A 16,060-nucleotide genomic window follows, 5' to 3' on the forward strand; every position below is an offset into this window, starting at 1 on the left:
ATAATTTATAAAATTAAAACAAGAAATACTACATACTCATTGAATAATAATTTCTTTGAATTGTTAAAGGAGAAAATAGATGAAATACTTTACACATACAAATGAGAAGTTGAACAAATTTCAGAATTTTTGGCATCAAAACTGTTTTAAAGAAGCAATTAATACCTTAATTGATTGTTTTCCTTTAATTAATGCTACTAATATTTCCATAGATAACCCTATCTTGCCCATTTCTCCTTATCATACAGCTTATTCTAAAGAGCGATATGACTTTTCTAACAAGGTTTCATTGATGTTGAAATATAACAAAGATATTGATTCTCTTTCTGAAGAAGAAATAGCAAATAGCGATAACCGAATAGGCAACGAATTTTTTTACTTATTGAATGACATCAAAGAGTATAAGAATAAACTTAATAAATTAGACTATGCTGCTGCAGGTCAATCGCTTATTACCATTCAGGATCATAGTTCACAATTCTCAGTCAACTTTAGGTACTATCTATTTTCATGGATTATTGAACAATCACAAAAGAACTTTATTTACCCACACCGAAAAAAGTTTATGCCAGATGTGCTGAAATTTTTTATTCGCTCACTAAACCCAAAGCGTCACAGCGATTCTCAAGAATTCATTCAAAAAAATAAGTTTATTTTAGATGAATTGACTCCTTTGCTTTTACGTTATTTTGATGTTAGAAAACCAAACCAAAAACAGGCTCAAAGTGGGTTGATAAGAATATTAACCGATACAGTGTATGAACTTAAAATGGTAGATAAATTGTTACCTCTGATGCGCAATTTTGATAATCCTTATAATACTAATCCCATAAAGATTATAGAGATAGCTTATAATGCAGAAAATGAGTACTCGCTATACTTTTGTATAGATAGACTTAGGGAGTTCCTTAGAAGATACCGGTATGAACCAGTCTGGAAGGATATTTTTAATGAAGCTAAAGCTTTTCTGGTAGAAATATTAAAATGGATAGCGAATTCATTAAACACCAAAGCATACAAGGAAGTCAGCTTCGGGTATTTATTTCAACATATAAATCAAAAACTAAGTAAAGAAGAGGTTATTTCGGAATTAGAAAAGGAATTTTCTAAAAAAAAGGCAAAATTTGAGGAGATAATTAAACAAAATTCTAGTGATAAGATCTATCAGTTTAAGCACCATGAAGTCTTAGAATTATTAAGCTTATTAAGTAGTTTAAAAACAGATATTGCGAGAATGCCTTTTGGGAAAGAATTTAGAGAAGAATTACTAGATCAAGAAGAGAAGTGTATAATGTATCGTGATTTACCTCAAGAGATTTATTTAGATTCTCTAGAATTAGAGATTGAAAAATTAAAATCTAAGGTTACCTCTTTAGAGATAAAGAAAGTTAGAGAAAAATTTATAGATAGAATAGAAAATCTAGATAAAGATTCAGAGGAATTTGAAATTGAATTAAAAGAGTTATTGGAAGAAATTGATTGTATTGTAGAAAGTAAAATTAAAGATTTAAAATACGAAAACGTTAGAGAAGTGGAGAAAGAGCTTAAACTAAAATTTGACAAGGTGATATCGATTTATGGGGATTGTTGGATGATTATACAAAAAATCAACTGATTATAGGAGAAATATTATTTAAACAGTTCGAAGATACAGAAAGTACAATCAAAAAATATCCAAATAAATTGGAAGTAAGAAATCTAGAGTATTCATCACCTGCATTACCTTTTACAAAAGCACTAGAACATGTTTTATATAAATTCTTCATTTTTGAATTTAGGAATTATTGTATCGAAAATAATAAACATGTACCCTATAAAGTTCAAAATATATTGGATCCAAATAATAAGGCATTCTTCTCATTAGGAAAATTAAGAAACATTCTAGCCGATAGACAGTACTATAGAGTCTCTATAGACTATTTTGAATCTAAGTTTAAAGGGGAAGTAATGCATTCGTATAGAATAATTAAAAACCAAAAATCTGATGGATCACCCTTTGATACTGTAGATGACTCAAGTTTACCCATTTTAAAGCATATTGATGATGTCGCAAAATATAGAAATAAAGTTGCTCATAAAGATGGTGTTGATTTTGCCACTGCTAAGGATATTCGAAAAGCAATTATTGGTCTTGATGAAATAGATATGTCAAAGGAAGAATTTATGGAGCATCGTAACAGAGGGATTAGAATACTTATTTCTCTTTTAAATGATACAAGATAGTTAGTATCTGGTTTCATGTTTGTATCAAGTACACTCTAAAAATAGAACAGGCTTAATATGGATCCAACCTATTTAAGGTAATTCGAATATTAATTTTTAGGGGAAACGAATCCCGACTTATAAGGGTTCGTTTTCCATTAAAAACCTTTAATAAAGTCTTGTAAGCCTCCTCCATATTCTAATATTTACATTTGTCTTACTTAGTTCAAAGTTTCTTTTATTTTTTATTACTATTTTCATCAATTTATAAAAGTAAGGAACCGTAATTGGTTCCTTACTTCTTCTTTTAATACTAACTATGAAACGCACTCAGCATGTCTAGAGTTATGTGACAAAACATAGAAATGTTGTAGAATGATGAAAAACAGCTTATAAGATCGTAAGTTGTTTAGATAGAATGTTGAAGCTTCTTCTCATCTTCTTCAAATCTTGCTAATTTAGCAATACCTGTTATACCATTTGCAGTTGCTACATCTACCACATGATTGTAGTAATCTTCATTGTCAATAAACATCAAAAACTTATTCTTTGCTCTTGTCACACACACATAATGATTTTGTACATTTTCATCTCGATATATTTTATAATATCGAGCAAAACTTAGTACTTGTTCAAATTCTAATCCTTTTGAAGCAAACACTGTCATTACTTTATATTTCTCCTCTGTTAGTCGAAAAGCCATATCATAGTCGCTATTACACATACTTTCACAGAATTTTATAATTTCCTCTTCTGTAAATAATATTCCTAAGTAGTCCCCTAATTTTTTTATTACTATTGATATCTTTTCAGGTATTATATATTCAGCCTTCTTTAAACAACTTATTATACTATTAATCTCAATTCTAGTTTGCTTTCTTTCATCAATATCGGTTCTTTCTATAAAATCATAAATAGAATACGTTGAATTCTTAGTATATAAAGCTAGTTCTTTTAATAAATAACCGTTAGGTAATCCTTCATCGATAGGGGTTTTAGGGATAAATACAAAATTATATCCAGCTGCATTCAATAAATCTGTTATTTTAATTGCATCCTTATTAAAATTTGCAATAATAGTTATTTCTTTATTAAGATCTATTACGTTATCTTTAATTAAGGCATTAAATACATCTCCAAAGCCACTAAAACTACTTCTCTCATAGAAACTATTAAAAGAATTGTATTCTTTAAAAACTACATTTTCTACGACTTTGTTTGGAACAGTAAAATATTTCGGATTATGAAAAAGATTAGCGTAATTCTCTATTTCTTTATCACAACGGAAATTAGTTACAAGTTCATAGTAGTTGAAACTTTCTTCTTTCAATAGATCAAAGATATTGCTCATCGCCCCTCGCCATAAGTAAATGGCTTGTTTTGAGTCACCCACAATAAATAGTTTGATATTCAAATCATTTTTTAATTTCATAAAGAAGCGATGCATATCATAATCAGAATCCTGATATTCATCAATAAAGATTGTTGCATACTTCGATTTCATATATTCTTGCGCAGCTATAGATTTTTCAAGAATATTAAAAGCAAGCCTAAAGTTAAAGTTACGTTTATTGTCCTCAAAACTACCTAAAATGTTATCTGTTTTTAACTGTTCTAATCCCGTTGCAAAGTCCTCGAATTTATAGCGACTTCCATACTCGACGGAGTAATCCTTTCTGTAATCCTTACCGTATGCATCAATAATAAAAGGTCTTATAATTTCATTCTCAATAAACGAATCATTTGTCATAACTACAAAAGGGGTTTTAATTTGGTTTCCAGCCTTCTTTTTTATCTCTCCTGTAGCTTTCACAGTAAAAGTGACGGCTGCTATCGTTCTATGGTCTTTGATTTTTTCCATTTCAATTCCCATCTTCTTGACCATTATAGTAGTTTTTCCAGATCCAGCACTTGCTGAAACCACAATGCTATCATTATCCTCTAAAATATCATCTCTCTGCTTTTGATCAACTAACATCTGACACCAACTCTCTTAAGGCCTTAAATAACTCATGATTAATAATAGCTTTGCAATCTTTGCTATTCAGTTCCTGTGTCAATTCAATCATATTTAATAACTTATGATTTTGAAGGTATTTAATCGGTGATTTCCCAAGAATCTCCTCTAATCGCTCTCCAATTACATCATAAAGATCATGTTCTAAATCAATTTTGGATAAAAAGATATTATTCTCTTTTAAGTTTTGTATTTCTTTTGCATTTTCCTTAAAAATCCGGTTTTTTTCAGCAAAAATTAGCTCCCTTTTCAACTTAACGTTTTCTACTTCCTTTCCTTTATCATTAATAACAAAATAATCTATCTCAACACTTTCTTTAGGGGTCCCATTCATAAGTTTTATACACCTATTAATGCCAATTAAATCAAAATTTTTAGGTTGTCCTTTTTTAGCCTTTAAATCATTGTCCGTTTTTACAATAGGAGTTATATTTAATCCTTTTAATACTTTTACATATGGTTCAAAATTTATACCATTAACATCTAACAAATACCCCCCATCTAATTCGTAAGTAGGATGAACTTCTTCTAGAATTTTTTCAAATAATACTTTTTCAGATGGCCCTTCTACTAAAAGTACTTTATCTGCAAATAATGCGGTGGCTAGAGATCTATTTAATTCTTTTTTTACGTTCTTATAGTTATCCTCTACATGATAGATGTACGATTCACAGTTGGTTTTATTTTTAGAATAAATGCGTATAAGTGAAGCATTATCCATTTCGTATAATAACTCTGGTGAATGAGTTGATAAAAAGAAATAAGTATAAACTTCAGATTCAAACAATTGTTTTGATAAAGCTATTTGCATCGACCTATGTAAACTATTCTCAGGTTCTTCTATTAAATAGATAATGATTTTATTACCTTCCTGCTCTTGAATAAGATGGTTAAAGATAGAATATGCTAAGATTTTTTTTCTTCCATCTCCCGAAGTAGGATAAATATTTTCATCATTATCTCTCTTTATATAAGGAATCAAATTCCCAAAATATCCATTAATCGACAACTCCGATTTCATTTCAATAGAGATATCTTCCTTTTTCAGCTTTTTATATTCCTTGGTAATAGTCGTTTGAAAAGATTGAATAACTTCCATACTACTAATCTTATCATTTAGCTGCATCCCTAAACTCTTGATTTCGTTAGAGATAGCTATATCAGATTCATCTAACTTTGTTTGATCAAATAACTGTTTTCTATTTTTTGAAAAGGTTTTATCTAAATCAATCGTTGGATCTAGATAAACTATTTTAAACAAGCTGTCTAAAGGACTAAAGATACCACTTTGCGCCAATTCTTCTAATTCATCAAGTTTATTTCCCCAATAAATTTTCGGTACTCCAATATTTTCACTTTCATCATAAGCACCCTTTATTTGAAAGAAAAAAACATCTAATTCACTTCCTGTTCCCGATCTCGCTCCACCAACTTTCGCAATAATATGCTTTGAATCATCGTTAGTATCTCGGTCTGCTATTTCAACACCTAAGGTTATAGTGATTACCTTACTAGTATCATTTTTAAAGTAATCTGTTTCTTTAAAACCATTTTTACGTATTTCTCTGTCCAATAAAAACCTGAGTGCATACATAAGGTTAGTTTTACCAACATCATTCATACCAAATATAACATTTTGGTTCGTCAGTTTAATTTCAACCTCTTCGAAATTCCTGAAATTTTCAACTTTTAAACTTTTAAGCTTCATGATATTCCTCCTATAAATGTAGTCTAATATTATCTTCAAAGCTCATCATAACCATGCACTTTAAATAACGATTCTAAACGCTGCATGATATAGTCATGTGCCCTTTCTGTTATTTGAAGATGTGATTTTTGTCTATGTGTATAAATAATCTCATTAAAATTAGACTTGGGGTTAGGATACAATCCTCCCTGGAGCTCACGAGCAAGCTCTCTTAAAGTAATCCCTTCTTTAATAGGGGCATTTAAAAAACGTCCACTCTTGAGTTCAACGTAATAAGGATATCTTTTTCTATCGCTTTGATTAAATGGTGCAGTTTCCTCTACAATGTTTTTTTCATTAAAACCAGCTGTTATTACATAACCTACAATTATTGGTGTTCCATTGTTATGTTTATCAGTGCTTACCATGGTCATAAACAATAATTGGCCTTCTTTTATTCCTGATGGTGATTTTGGAAAAAATGTACGGTTCCGATGTTCCGTTTTTCTTCTCTCAAAATAAGTTAAGTGATTTGGAATACGATTTTCACTATTCCCCTCAAACTTCAACCAAATACCAGTGTTTCGTTCTTGAATTTGCTCTTCATCCTCTTCTTGAAGAATTTTTTCTAAAATATCCTTTTCATCTTTATTATTCAATTGATGAGGTTCCTGTAAATCAATTTCAGCTCCCCATTTAACTATATTTGGGTGTATTATTACTGGTAATTCGTTTTTCCTTGGCTTTTTCTGTGAAGCTGCTCTTCCTGTTACTGCATCATCACAATAAGGTTTTTCTTTTTCAATGCGTTCTATAGTTACTTCCCAGTCACCGGAGCTTTTAATATCAGTAAGCAAACCATTAAAATAGTTATTACATTCCGTAGAAAACTCCGGTTCTTTTTCCATGAATATTCCAAATTCATGATTTCTATAGAATCCATTAAAGGTAAAATTAGCTGATCCCATAATCACAGACTCTTCGTCGAATATATATAGCTTAGTATGCAGATCCTGTAAAGCATAGGCTTTTACTCCAACCTTAATAAGTCGTTCTAAACCAGCAAGGCTGCTAACACCTTTAATAAAATCTTCTCTATCAAAACGCGTTATTAATACGCACTCTATATCATATCCAGTTTCTTCAATAAAGTTAACTAATGCCGTTGCTGTCTTATAGCCTATAAATGGTGAAATTATTCGAATCTGTTTCTCAGTTGACTCTAATAATGAAAAAAAAGTGTTCCCAAAATTTTTATCCAAAAAGCTAATAGGCAAATTTATACCTCCCCCGATTAAAAAAATCATTATTTCCCTTTAGTATAAACCAAATATTGGTTTATAGGAGATGAAAATAAGCTAGTAGATTTTGAATTCTATTAGCTCAGTTTAAAAGCTTATTTACTTATGATACCGTTCTTTGTAATATATTCATATTTATCTGTCTCTTCCAATTCCTCTGTAATAGATACATCATAACTTTCCAGAACTCTAAGATATCTATGCTCAATTACTAAAGTTTTTTCTATTTTTAAAAGAAAAGAGAAATCATTAATAGCGATTTCTCTTTTCCCTTTATTTAGAATATAGATTATTTATTTTATCAAACAAATAATCAAATAATAATATTGTTTTTAAAGCATTTTGTTTAGTAGGGTAATCGACATCAGCACCATGTAGGATAGCATGCCTACTCAAAAAAGAATCAATCAGATCTCCATGTGCAAATTTTGCCAATACCGTATCCTTGTAAAATTTAGTTATAGCATCATCAAAAGACTTAATAGACTTATCTCCTAAAATTTCTTCAATATGCCCCTGTAATTGTTTTCCACTCATTTGTCCTGTATGTCCTTTTGCTTGTGCAATAATTCCCTCAGCTTGAATTATAAGTACAGGGATTATTAAACTATATTTCTCTAAAAAATATGCATCCATCGCATCAGCTAAAATTCCCCATCTCTCCTTACACCATTCCGCTGAAATCCACCCGTCTCTCATTTGTTCTAAATCTTGTTTTCTATATACATTGTCTATATATTCATCAAATTCCTTACGAATATTTTCCTTGCCTTTTTTTCTATATTCAATAACCATGGCCATTTCATTTGGGAACATGGTATCGGGTGGTGGATACCCCATTTCCATCATAACTTTTTTAAACTCTTCTCTTTGAATTGCTTCTTCTTCTTCCCTTTCATCAATACTCCTCATCCACTTACCCATACTTCCTTCAAACCTTCTTGAATTTATGTAGCCACTTGACAATTCTTCCATTCCTTTCATCTCTAAATTTAACCAACAATAGTTTGTATTTATAAAAAATCAATTATAAACTTTACATAACCTTTTTAAATCAACTTAAAGCAAAAATCCCTAAAAAAGGAACCTCTAGTTTTTGAAATTCAAACTTCTATTTTTGTACTATTAATATAACCAACTTTTATTCTTTAGTCCCCTCATAATTTCTGATAAAATTATACAAGTCCTCTTCTAACTTATGTACCGTACTCTTTAATTCTCTACGGAGTTTTATATACTCTTGTAGCTGATTATCAACAAACATTAATTGTTCTTTTACAGGAGAAGTCTCGTTTTTTTTCTTTTTCAATAAGTTTGTAAGTAAACTTAATAAAGCTTCCTTATTAGATTTCACTTTATCAATTTCGCTACTAATTTCATTTGATAGATCTTCTCGTAATCTATTAAGTTCAAAAAGGGTTAATTCCTTTGAATTATTCATTAAAATTTCACTCCCTATACTTTCCCTACAAAATTCATTTATCGTATTTTTCATATCTAGATAATTCCTATCAGTATCCTTAAGTAAATTGATAATTATAGTATCAATAGCTTTAATAGCTTCTTTACTCTGGAAAACTTCTTCGGGTATATTGATCCCTTTTTCCTTTGCAATACCTCTAATTAATCCAACGCATGTAGAAGTCAAAGTTCTATAATTTGACTTATCACAACTTACAGTTAGTTCTAGTATTCTCCATTTAGCCGCATTATTTCTTAACTCTTTTGGGAGTACCGAGTCTTTTCCAACTGGACTCATTATTTCTTCAACATTAAAGTTAAAACTTTGAATATTACCGCTATCTAACCATTTTTTCAAATTATATATTTCAACATATAATGGTCTATAATAATTAGTAATATCTTTTTCGTTTACTTTTTCCTTTTCAAATGATTTGCTCAAATCATTTAACGTCTTAAGAGCTTTTATTCCTTCTACTAATAGCTTAATATTTACTTCATTCATATAATTACCACCTATCTGTTAAAATTATTGTACAACGATAATTATAACAAATATTTCCGTTTAATTACTTTACAGGATAAATAATCTAAATGCATAAAAACCGGTCAAGATTCTGGTCAAGAAATTTCATTTTTCTACGTTACATAATTTGCATAAGAAAGTATAGAACACCTTATAAACCCTTGATACAACTACCTTTCCGCTCGATATTTCCAAAACGTAAAACATACGTTTCTTATCTTGACAGGGTGGAGGTCGTGAGTTCGAGCCTCTCCGGGGTCATAAAACCTAATAGTATCAAGGATTGAGAGGGTATTCTCAAAAGCTAAAACTGTGGAAGTCTTCATCAGACACCACAAGTTAACAGAGGACTACTTCTAGTCAGCAAACTAGCTGGCTCAGGGGGAGTCCTCTTTTTGTTTCCATAAAACTAAGAAAGGGCTGAAAAGAAAATGCTACTTAAGTTTGTATAGTAATTAAAATTATAGTTTTTACACTCATTGAAATCAGTGAGATAACTCTTAAGACTACTGTTTCTTTAACTCAGATCCCTATCCCCCTCAGATATCCTAATTTAACGATACTCTACTTAATAATTCTATACAAAAATAAAGCAAGGATTTCTCCCTGCTTCTGTTAATTTCTTTTATTGAGAAGATTAGCTATCAATATTTTCATCTGTCATTCTATACAATTTATATCTATTTTGCCCTCTTCTTTTTTCGATTTCTAAATATTACCTCTAATACTACTACTGCGATGAATCCTACAGTTAGTTGTAAACCTGTAAACAGAAGTTTAACATTTAGAGGGATATCAGGTGCACTCCACAGTAACGCTGGAGGAATAAGAATACCAATGATTACAATAATTCTCATTATCTCCCCCATTTTGTTTCTCCTATCATATCTTTAAGATTTACGTTTTTTTTACAATTCTACTAATTTCTCACGTAGGACCAATTCACTCTCAGTCATATACCCTCTATGCATTTCCTCTACAATTTTATCATGATTAAAACATAATACTTTTTCATCACCTAGATAGCTCACTGGATAAGGAACACCTATATAATCGAACTCACGCTTATCCGCTGAAGTAACCATTCTTCCAATAATCATCACAAATTGCTCTATATCTTCTAGCTTCACAACTGTTCCGATTGGTAAAAGTTTCATAGTTATTCTCCTTTTCTTTTCTTTTTAATAATGTAGTCTATTAAAGTAAGTCCACCCAACCCGATTGCACCATAAACGAGCATGCCGAATGTATGTACCATCTTTTCTTTTAATGAAAATGGAGCTATTAGCCCTGCAATGATTACAATTACAATTGCTATCATCATTACGATTCTCGCAATTTTTATCATCATACTACTCCTTTGTATTCTTCTCAAATTTAGCAAAAAAACCTCCGCCATGAGCTTTACCAAAGTATGCACCCCTCTCTTGACCGAGGTGTATTTTAGCCCCTCCAGTACTAAATCCATATTCTAGACGAACTGTTAAATCATGATCCTTAAAAAATGGGATAAAGTCTGGAATATCAATTTTTTCAAATAAAACTTCATATTTCTGTTCTGTAACTTCCGCTCCTAACTGAAAAGTATACTCATCTATTCCAACAACAGCAGATGCATCTGCAAACTTTTGTGTAACTGTTGCTTTTTCTGCCAAACTGCTATTTATTTCTTTTTCTATTGAGTCCTCAAAAAGAGAAGCACCAACTTTAAATCCTACTACTCCCCCCTCCTGCAACATCACTAATAAATGTCTTTTCGTCCATTGGAACACTGGTCTCTAAGGAGCCATTTCCCCCTTTAAAAGTAAGCTTTGTTCCTTTTGAAATTTCATATTCACCTTTTATCAATGAACCTTCTTCTATCATTGTGAATACTTCTGTTTTTTCGCTTAATATGTTGGATTCACTATTTTTAATAGGTTTTTCACTTGTTTCAATTTTCCTTGTTACTTCTCCTAGCCTTTTCCCAACTTCTTCTGCTTTGGCAGGTTCATTCGTAACATAGTATTCTTGATCCTCCCATACTAACATAGGTGGCACTTGTTCTCGTTTGTTACATATTATATAAGTAGTACTAGCTACAAGTAATAGAAATGTTAATAAAAAGAAGATAGTTTTTTTATTCATATAATATGCTCTCTATCTATCATTTTATTAAATTATATAATATCCATTATATGTATTAAATAGATTTCGAAGGAATGTTCAGATTTTACAACAAAAAGAAAAACCTTACTCAAGTAAGGTTCCTTCTATAGTGACTGATTTATTAAAACGATCATTACGATAATCGCTATAAACATAACAACTAAACAGCCGATCATTTTATAAAAGCCTCTTTTCGTTAACGTCCCGCCTTGCACGTCTTTCCGAATAAATAAGAATACGGCTAAAAATAATACAAGTCCAATGCCAAAAGCATACATCATTTGCATATGTTAATCTTCCTTTCTCTATTCCATCTTAATATCTTTTTGCCAAAACAACAAACGAGATAAAGACGGTACTCATCGTAAGTGCCATAAGTATGTTCAGTAGTTCAACTGCAGATAGTGTAATAACATTTAAGTTTAAGCCAATAGAGAAAAGAAGATAATACGCTGTTAATGCAAAAAAGCTGAAGAACATGCCTTTATAACGAATTAATTTCATCCGCTCGTCTTTTTCTTTAAATTGCGGATGTAAGTAGCTTAAGCAAAAACACATAATCATCATCGCAAGCACTGTATAAGTTGGAGTTGGTGGTGCAGAATGCGTCATTATACCTGTTAGTATCATAAATCCACTCATAAATAGAAAAATAATCCCCATAATTACGAAGTACTTTTGTGAATAATTCATCTTTACTCCTCCCCTTCTTTTCCTTCATAAATAAATACATGTTCTATCGTTGTCTGAAATGTTTTTGCTATTTCAAATGCTAACGGAAGTGACGGATCGTATTTTCCTTTTTCAATTGAAATGATGGTTTGTCTGGAAACGCCAAGTTTCTCAGCCAATTTTTCTTGAGATAGTCCAAATTTTTTTCGGTATTCGACCATTTTATTTTCCAAGGAAATTTCTCCCTCCTCCCTTATAGCGAGTATATACGTAAAGCAAACTTTACGTCAAGTTTCCTTTACATTCATTTTAATTATTATTCACGCTATTTATATAGAAGAAACTTTTTCAATTTCAGCACGTCTATTTTGTAATGAAACATGGAACAATGTAAATAACTGTTACTATATCTCCACCTCTCTTTTTTTAAAATTTAATATCTCCATATTTGTTTTATCCTTTTAAAATATTTCATTTATCCCTTTATTCCACGAGATACGTTATTGGTTTTACGCTGTTTTTCGTCATATTTATAGAAACTAACTGTTTATGAAGCATTTTTTATGTTTAGCAACTTTTTTTGTAGAAATCCTTCACTTTCCTTTCAATATTTAACACTATCTAAATAAAGTTTACGATAAATTCATAATTTTTTATTTTTTATACTATATTCCGTTATATTGTTGTATAATATCAATGAAAGCGCTTATTATTTCAATATACATAATTCGAACTTATTTTTATCGAAACATTCTAACTATTATACTTATATTTACATGCAACAATTTTAGTTATTTGTATAGGTATACCAAATATATCCACCCTATTTTTCTGTAAAATTACTTTATAACATGAAAGATTAACTTGGGTGATAAGTTATTGTGAATGTTTTTTTACAAAACAGATAAGTAATAGTGTTTGGTATTATGTAAATTATTGTAATAACATAAGAGTAAAGAAAAACATTTACATTGATTATTGGTTCATCAATTATTGAAAAGAGCAAAATGCACCTTTTTGTATGGAAAAAGGATTATATGCATTGGGAGGTTTAAACAAATGACGAGGAAGAATACAACGACAAACCCTTGGGCCAAGTTCCACGGTCCGAACCTTGGTTATGTTATTGAACAGTATGATCTTTACGTAACTGGAGCAGGTTCTGTTGATCCGGAATTACAAGAGCTTTTTGAAATTTTTGGAGCTCCTTCGTTTCAAGATGATGTCGTAACAGGGGACAACACAGCAACACATTTTTCTCCTCAAAACACAGGTAACATTGAAAAAATTCTTAAAGTCGTTCAACTTGTTGAACAGATTCGTTCTTTCGGGCATACGTTGGCTCACATCAATCCGATGGAAGATGCTGCAAATGGACAATCTCTTCTTGAGAAAGCAATGAACGAACTGAGCGATGCTGATTTGAAAGCGATTCCAGCAAAAACAGTATGGCAAGATGCACCAGAAGGTATTCACACTGCACTTGATGTAATTCATAGATTAAAAGAAGTGTATACACAAACTTTAGCTTATGAATTTTCTCATATACAAGATAGTGAAGAACGCGCGTGGTTGCATCAAATGGTGGAATCAAATTCATTGCGTCAACCACTATCAAATAAAAAACGAACTGCTCTTTTAAAACGTTTAACAGCTGTTGAAGGTTTCGAGCAATTCTTGCATAAAACATTCGTTGGGCAAAAGCGTTTCTCTATCGAGGGCGTTGATATGCTTGTACCTGTTCTAGATGAAATTGTGCTAGAAGGTGCTAAAAACGGCGTAGAAGATGTCATGATCGGTATGGCTCACCGCGGTCGTCTAAGCGTACTTGCACACGTATTAGAAAAACCATATAGTCACATGTTTGCCGAGTTCAAACATGCAAAAATAGAAGGCGCAGTAGCAAATTCTGGCTGGACTGGCGATGTGAAATACCATTTAGGTAGAGAACAAGTCGTTAGTAACGAGGAAGTTAGCACTCGCGTTACATTAGCAAATAACCCAAGTCACCTTGAGTTCGTTAATCCTGTTGTAGAAGGTTTCGCACGTGCGGCTCAAGAAAATCGTAAAAAATCTGGTCTTCCAGAACAAGATACTTCAAAATCATTCGTAATTTTAGTTCACGGTGATGCTGCATTCCCTGGTCAAGGTATTGTATCTGAGACACTCAACTTAAGCAGATTAAACGCGTACCAAACAGGCGGAACAATTCATGTTATCGCAAACAATGCAGTTGGTTTTACGACTGATAGCTATGATTCTCGTTCTACGAAATATTCAAGTGACCTTGCAAAAGGTTTCGATATCCCGATTGTTCACGTCAATGCTGATGATCCAGAAGCTTGTCTTGCTGCTGCTAATCTTGCAATTCAATATCGCATGTTGTTCAAAAAAGATTTCTTAATCGATTTAATTGGTTACCGCCGCTACGGTCATAACGAAATGGATGACCCAGCAGTTACACAACCACAAGTGTACAAAAAGATTAAAAATCACCCAACTGTAAGAGCAATTTATGCAGACCAATTACAAGCTGCTGGTGTTCTAAATGCAGATGAAATTGAAACAATTACACAGTTTATACAAGAGCAATTAAAATCTGACTATGCACAAGTACCACCAGCTGATACGAGCGATGCAACAATTCACGTTAAAGTGCCAGATGTTGTTGCAAAAGGTATTCAGCCAATTGATACTGGTGTTGAGCTTGACTCACTTCGTGCAATTAATGAAGGTCTACTCTCTTGGCCAGAAGGCTTTAACGTATATCCGAAAGTGAAGAAAATTCTTGAGCGCCGTAAAGATGCTCTTGAAGAGAACGGTAAAATTGAATGGGCACTTGCTGAGTCATTAGCATTCGCTTCTATTTTACAAGAAGGTACGCCAATTCGTTTAACTGGTCAAGATTCACAGCGTGGTACATTCGCGCATCGTCACATCGTATTACACGATACGGATACAAATGAAACATATTCACCATTACATCGCTTACCAAACATCAACGCTTCATTCTCTGTTCATAACAGTCCGTTATCAGAAGCTGCTGTTGTTGGTTACGAGTATGGTTATAACGTATTCGCACCTGAAACACTTGTTATGTGGGAAGCGCAATATGGTGACTTCTCAAATACTGCGCAAGCATTATTTGATCAATATGTTTCAGCTGGAAGAGCGAAATGGGGTCAAAAATCTGGTTTAGTTCTTCTATTACCACACGGTTATGAAGGTCAAGGACCAGAGCACTCTAGTGCGCGTCCTGAACGTTTCTTACAGTTAGCTGCTGAAAACAACTGGACAGTTGCAAACTTAACGAGCGCGGCACAATACTTCCATATTTTACGTCGTCAAGCATCTATCTTAGGAACAGAAGCTGTTCGACCATTAGTATTGATGACGCCAAAGAGTTTATTACGTCACCCACTTACGCTTTCAACTGCTAGTCAGTTAAGCGAAGGACGTTTCCAACCTGCTTTAGAACAAGAAAACCTTGGTACAAAACCAAACAAAGTAAAACGTCTTGTTTTAAGCACAGGTAAAATGGCGATTGACTTAGCTGCAGAAATTGAGTCTGGTAAACATGAGTACAACTTAGATGAAGTTCATGTCGTTCGTATTGAGCAACTGTACCCATTCCCTGCTGAGAAAGTTCAATCTATTATTAAACGCTTTAAAAACTTAGAAGAAATTATTTGGGTTCAAGAAGAACCTCGTAATATGGGCGCATGGCATTACATGGCTCCAATTCTGTTCGAACTAGCTAGAGATAAAGTGAAAACAGGTTACATCGGACGCCCAGATCGCTCTAGCCCATCTGGCGGCGATCCATTCGCTCACAAAGCTGAGCAAGAACTAATTGTTGCACACGCTTTAGATGTGAAGTATAACTTCCGTCAAGATAAACAAGAAATTGAAGTTTACAGCAACTAAAAAGTAACAATGAAGGTTTCTAGCTTGTTTCCCTGGGCAGATATTCTGCCCAGGGGGGCGGCTAACAAATGGAGATTACCGAAGACAAAAGAAGAAAAAACACACCGTTAGGCAAATAA

The 16,060-nt window shown here is 32.2% G+C and carries 15 protein-coding genes and 1 pseudogene; 3 read left to right on the top strand and 13 right to left on the bottom strand.

What is annotated here, in order from left to right:
- The first annotated feature begins 79 nt into the window (after positions 1 to 79).
- On the top strand, positions 80 to 1,615 hold the full coding sequence (locus tag MR079_RS08445; RefSeq protein WP_242293855.1) for a hypothetical protein: 1,536 nt from the start codon (positions 80 to 82) through the stop codon (positions 1,613 to 1,615).
- Positions 1,588 to 2,223, top strand: coding sequence for a hypothetical protein (locus MR079_RS08450; protein WP_242293856.1), 636 nt, complete (start codon positions 1,588 to 1,590; stop codon positions 2,221 to 2,223). Before MR079_RS08445 ends, MR079_RS08450 begins: the two co-directional genes overlap by 28 nt.
- Before the next feature lie 388 nt (positions 2,224 to 2,611).
- Here MR079_RS08450 and MR079_RS08455 read toward each other — a convergent pair whose 3' ends face one another.
- The 13 genes and pseudogenes from MR079_RS08455 to MR079_RS08515 form a co-directional block, all read right to left on the bottom strand.
- A complete protein-coding gene (locus MR079_RS08455; RefSeq protein ID WP_242293857.1) occupies positions 2,612 to 4,180 on the bottom strand; it encodes a UvrD-helicase domain-containing protein in 1,569 nt (522 codons plus the stop codon).
- Positions 4,170 to 5,927, bottom strand: a complete 1,758-nt coding sequence (locus MR079_RS08460) for an ATP-dependent nuclease (protein WP_242293858.1) — start codon at positions 5,925 to 5,927, stop codon at positions 4,170 to 4,172. Before MR079_RS08460 ends, MR079_RS08455 begins: the two co-directional genes overlap by 11 nt.
- 35 nt (positions 5,928 to 5,962) lie before the next feature.
- Positions 5,963 to 7,183 carry a phospholipase D family protein gene (locus MR079_RS08465; protein WP_242293859.1) on the bottom strand — a complete coding sequence of 407 codons (1,221 nt, stop codon included), beginning with the start codon at positions 7,181 to 7,183 and terminating at the stop codon, positions 5,963 to 5,965.
- Between the two features lie 297 nt (positions 7,184 to 7,480).
- Entirely contained in the window at positions 7,481 to 8,182 is a 702-nt protein-coding gene (locus tag MR079_RS08470) for a hypothetical protein (RefSeq protein WP_242293860.1), read from the bottom strand.
- Between the two features lie 166 nt (positions 8,183 to 8,348).
- Positions 8,349 to 9,173, bottom strand: coding sequence for a hypothetical protein (locus tag MR079_RS08475; RefSeq protein ID WP_242293861.1), 825 nt, complete (start codon positions 9,171 to 9,173; stop codon positions 8,349 to 8,351).
- Between the two features lie 701 nt (positions 9,174 to 9,874).
- The gene (locus tag MR079_RS08480; RefSeq protein ID WP_242293862.1) at positions 9,875 to 10,063 is read right to left on the bottom strand and encodes a hypothetical protein; all 189 of its coding nucleotides are present in this window, start codon (positions 10,061 to 10,063) and stop codon (positions 9,875 to 9,877) included.
- A gap of 39 nt (positions 10,064 to 10,102) precedes the next feature.
- A complete protein-coding gene (locus MR079_RS08485; protein WP_087994546.1) occupies positions 10,103 to 10,351 on the bottom strand; it encodes a DUF4176 domain-containing protein in 249 nt (82 codons plus the stop codon).
- Positions 10,352 to 10,353: 2 nt separating this feature from the next.
- Entirely contained in the window at positions 10,354 to 10,542 is a 189-nt protein-coding gene (locus MR079_RS08490) for a hypothetical protein (RefSeq protein ID WP_000589990.1), read from the bottom strand.
- Positions 10,543 to 10,546: 4 nt separating this feature from the next.
- Positions 10,547 to 10,936, bottom strand: a complete 390-nt coding sequence (locus MR079_RS08495) for a hypothetical protein (RefSeq protein WP_167496999.1) — start codon at positions 10,934 to 10,936, stop codon at positions 10,547 to 10,549.
- A 112-nt stretch (positions 10,937 to 11,048) separates the two neighbouring features.
- Positions 11,049 to 11,321 (bottom strand): annotated as a pseudogene (locus MR079_RS08500) (hypothetical protein); the annotation flags it as partial.
- A gap of 125 nt (positions 11,322 to 11,446) precedes the next feature.
- Positions 11,447 to 11,629 carry a DUF3976 domain-containing protein gene (locus MR079_RS08505; RefSeq protein WP_001178300.1) on the bottom strand — a complete coding sequence of 61 codons (183 nt, stop codon included), beginning with the start codon at positions 11,627 to 11,629 and terminating at the stop codon, positions 11,447 to 11,449.
- Between the two features lie 28 nt (positions 11,630 to 11,657).
- Positions 11,658 to 12,035, bottom strand: coding sequence for a hypothetical protein (locus MR079_RS08510; RefSeq protein WP_001109914.1), 378 nt, complete (start codon positions 12,033 to 12,035; stop codon positions 11,658 to 11,660).
- 2 nt (positions 12,036 to 12,037) lie between these two features.
- Positions 12,038 to 12,247 carry a helix-turn-helix transcriptional regulator gene (locus tag MR079_RS08515; RefSeq protein ID WP_000428510.1) on the bottom strand — a complete coding sequence of 70 codons (210 nt, stop codon included), beginning with the start codon at positions 12,245 to 12,247 and terminating at the stop codon, positions 12,038 to 12,040.
- Positions 12,248 to 13,073: 826 nt separating this feature from the next.
- Between MR079_RS08515 and odhA the strand changes: the two genes are divergently transcribed.
- Complete coding sequence (gene odhA / locus MR079_RS08520; RefSeq protein ID WP_242293863.1) at positions 13,074 to 15,941, top strand: 2-oxoglutarate dehydrogenase E1 component; 2,868 nt, start codon at positions 13,074 to 13,076, stop codon at positions 15,939 to 15,941.
- The last annotated feature ends 119 nt before the right edge of the window (positions 15,942 to 16,060 follow it).

This window comes from Bacillus cereus group sp. BfR-BA-01381 (genome assembly GCF_022663555.1).
Taxonomy (GTDB): domain Bacteria; phylum Bacillota; class Bacilli; order Bacillales; family Bacillaceae_G; genus Bacillus_A; species Bacillus_A pacificus.

What these genes read in the sequence shown, in the direction of transcription:
- MR079_RS08445 (WP_242293855.1), top strand. Translation starts at nt 80, where the DNA reads ATGAAATACTTTACACATACAAATGAGAAGTTGAACAAATTTCAGAAT.
- MR079_RS08455 (WP_242293857.1), bottom strand. Translation starts at nt 4,180, where the DNA reads ATGTTAGTTGATCAAAAGCAGAGAGATGATATTTTAGAGGATAATGAT.
- MR079_RS08460 (WP_242293858.1), bottom strand. Translation starts at nt 5,927, where the DNA reads ATGAAGCTTAAAAGTTTAAAAGTTGAAAATTTCAGGAATTTCGAAGAG.
- MR079_RS08470 (WP_242293860.1), bottom strand. Translation starts at nt 8,182, where the DNA reads ATGGAAGAATTGTCAAGTGGCTACATAAATTCAAGAAGGTTTGAAGGA.
- MR079_RS08475 (WP_242293861.1), bottom strand. Translation starts at nt 9,173, where the DNA reads ATGAATGAAGTAAATATTAAGCTATTAGTAGAAGGAATAAAAGCTCTT.
- MR079_RS08480 (WP_242293862.1), bottom strand. Translation starts at nt 10,063, where the DNA reads ATGGGGGAGATAATGAGAATTATTGTAATCATTGGTATTCTTATTCCT.
- MR079_RS08485 (WP_087994546.1), bottom strand. Translation starts at nt 10,351, where the DNA reads ATGAAACTTTTACCAATCGGAACAGTTGTGAAGCTAGAAGATATAGAG.
- MR079_RS08490 (WP_000589990.1), bottom strand. Translation starts at nt 10,542, where the DNA reads ATGATAAAAATTGCGAGAATCGTAATGATGATAGCAATTGTAATTGTA.
- MR079_RS08505 (WP_001178300.1), bottom strand. Translation starts at nt 11,629, where the DNA reads ATGCAAATGATGTATGCTTTTGGCATTGGACTTGTATTATTTTTAGCC.
- MR079_RS08510 (WP_001109914.1), bottom strand. Translation starts at nt 12,035, where the DNA reads ATGAATTATTCACAAAAGTACTTCGTAATTATGGGGATTATTTTTCTA.
- odhA (WP_242293863.1), top strand. Translation starts at nt 13,074, where the DNA reads ATGACGAGGAAGAATACAACGACAAACCCTTGGGCCAAGTTCCACGGT.